Source organism: Oscillibacter sp. CU971, from assembly GCF_905219725.1.
Classification (GTDB): Bacteria; Bacillota; Clostridia; order Oscillospirales; family Oscillospiraceae; genus Oscillibacter.
In genome coordinates, this window is the sequence record NZ_CAJMXG010000404.1 from 1 (window position 1) to 1,993 (window position 1,993).

The following is a 1,993-nucleotide window of genomic DNA, read 5'->3' on the forward strand; positions in this document are numbered from 1 at the left end:
CTCCGCCCCCCAGGCGGAGAGCGGGCCGAAGACGGCGTCCGAGCCTGTGGAGGAGGTCTTCCGCACCCTGGTGGCCGGGCCGAAGGTCCCCGGGCAGGCGCCCACGGCGGAGAAGCTGCTGGACACCCTGGCGGCGGCGGAGGAAGCCCAGTCCCCGGCGGAGGACCTGAGCGCCACCCGGCGGGTGAACATCAACGAGCTGAAATTCGGCCCCAATTACCGCAGCGAGTCGGACTGACCGCCCTCTTAAGGAAAGGAGGAGCGGCTATGACCGGGCCTATCATCGCGTTTTTGTACGACTTCGACAAGACCCTGTGCACCACGGACATGCAGAACTACGCCTTTATCCCCAGCCTGGGGATGACCCCGGCGGAGTTCTGGGCNGNGGCCAACGGGTNTGNCCGGCGGAACCGGATAGACGGAATTCTCGCCTATATGTACATCATGCTCCGGGAGGCGGAGCGGAAGAAGCTGCCCTTCACCAGGGAGGACCTGGTGGAGAAGGGCCGCCAAATCGAGCTTTTCCCCGGCGTGGAGAGCTGGTTTTCCNGNATCAACGCCTTCGGCGAGGCCCAGGGCGTCCGGGTGGAGCACTATGTCATCTCCTCCGGCCTCCGGGAGATCATCGAGGGGTCTTCCATCAGCCATGAATTCAAGGAGATTTACGCCAGCGAGTTTTACTACGACGAGACGGGACGGCNCGTCTGGCCCAAGCTGGCGGTGAACTTCACCGCCAAGACCCAGTTTGTCTACCGGATTAACAAGGGGGTCCTGGACGTCTCCGACGACAAGCCCCTCAACGACTCCATGCCCGACGACAGCAAGCGGATTCCCTTCCCCAACATGATTTACATGGGGGACGGCCTTTCCGACGTGCCCTGCATGAAGATGATGCGGGCCTACGGCGGCCAGGCCATCGCCGTGTACCAGGACGCCAACCGCACCGGCGTGGAAGAGCTGCTGGCGAAAAAGCGGGTGGACTTCATCTTCCCGGCGGACTACCGGGAGGGCCGTCCTTTGGAGGAGACGGCGCGAAACATCATCCGCAAAATGGCCATTGCCGACCGGCTGTGGGAGGAGAACCTCCGCCAGCTCCGGCACCTGGGGGAGGATGTGCTGCCGGACCAGGTGGAGCTGTTTTCCAATCCGTAAGCACCGCGGGACCGTCCTTTGGCGGCCCCGCTTTTTTCCTTCCCGGCGCAAGGTCTTGCAAATCCCCTTCCCTCATGGTACAATGGGACATCCAAAAGAGGGGGGCGCCTATGAGCCGCATCAGCAAGGAAAACTACTACCTGGACATCGCCCAGACGGTCCTGGAGCGGGCCACCTGCCTGCGGCGGGTCTACGGGGCCATCATCGTGAAAAACGACGAGATCATTTCCACCGGATACAACGGGGCCCCTAGGGGCCGGGCCAACTGCGTGGACATGGGCTTTTGCTCCCGGGAGGCCCTCCAGGTCCCCCGGGGAGAGCGTTATGAGCTCTGCCGCAGCGTCCACGCCGAGGCCAACGCCATCATCTCCGCCGCCCGGAAGGATTGCGTGGGGGGCACCCTCTACCTGGCGGGGCGGGACGCCCAGACCGGGGAGCTGCTGGGGGACGCCACCTCCTGCTCCATGTGCCGCCGCCTCATCATCAACGCCGGGCTGGAGCGGGTGGTCATCCGCCGGACGGAGACGGAATTTGAGGTCATCCCCGTCGCAGACTGGATTGCCGGGGACGACCTGCTGTTTCTCGGAGAGAAGCAGCACCCGGCTCCCACCGACCCTTGACCAAGCCGGAGCGGCGGCATGGAACTTCTGCCGCTGGAAAGGAAGGATTGCGTTTGAAAGCGGGACTTCTCACCTTCTATCACCTGCACCACTACGGGGCCATCCTTCAGGCCGCCGCCACCCAGCGGGCCCTGGCCTCCCTGGGCTGGGAGTGCGAAACCATTGACTATTTCGTGGGTCAGGACATCCGCATCCTCAAGCCCCCCACCACGCCCGCCCGG

General features: G+C 64.3%; 3 protein-coding genes. All 3 read left to right on the forward strand.

The features are described from left to right. A partial coding sequence (locus JX325_RS18515) for a hypothetical protein (RefSeq protein ID WP_204792027.1) occupies positions 1-238 on the forward strand: 238 nt, incomplete at its 5' end. Positions 239-267: 29 nt separating this feature from the next. Beyond that, entirely contained in the window at positions 268-1,152 is an 885-nt protein-coding gene (locus JX325_RS15905) for an HAD family hydrolase (RefSeq protein ID WP_204792028.1), read from the forward strand. 110 nt (positions 1,153-1,262) lie between these two features. Then, positions 1,263-1,772 (forward strand): deaminase, encoded by a 510-nt coding sequence (locus JX325_RS15910; RefSeq protein WP_204792029.1) that lies wholly within the window; start codon positions 1,263-1,265, stop codon positions 1,770-1,772. The last annotated feature ends 221 nt before the right edge of the window (positions 1,773-1,993 follow it).